Origin of the sequence: Bradyrhizobium sp. CSA112, from assembly GCF_029051645.1 — a bacterium.
In the GTDB taxonomy this organism is placed as follows: domain Bacteria; phylum Pseudomonadota; class Alphaproteobacteria; order Rhizobiales; family Xanthobacteraceae; genus Bradyrhizobium.
Genome location: NZ_JAACFS010000180.1, coordinates 1 through 284, shown reverse-complemented (window position 1 = coordinate 284; position 284 = coordinate 1). Strand labels below are relative to the sequence as shown.

Below are 284 nucleotides of genomic sequence, written 5' to 3'. Positions count from 1 at the left end.
GCATGCTCGACCATGACGCCCTTTGGGGTTCCGGTTGAGCCTGAGGTGTAGATGATGTAGGCGAGATGGCGCGAGGTGAGGCCGAGGGCGCGCGGCTCGGGATCGCAGGCGGGCAGCTCGGCCCAGGCCGGGGTCACGGGGTCCAGATCGACCACGCTCACATCGGCGAGCGCCTCGGTGCCGAGCGCGGCGCGGCCGGCCGCATCGCAAAGCAGCAGCTGCGGCGCGGCATCGCCCAGCACCTGGCGCAGCCGCTGAGACGGATAGGCCGGGTCCAGCGGCAG

At 72.2% G+C, this 284-nt stretch carries 1 protein-coding gene; it reads right to left on the bottom strand.

Features of this window, described 5'->3' with window-relative positions; all coding sequences use genetic code 11:
- A partial coding sequence (locus GWE18_RS42220; protein ID WP_275191349.1) for an AMP-binding protein occupies positions 1–284 on the bottom strand: 284 nt, incomplete at both ends.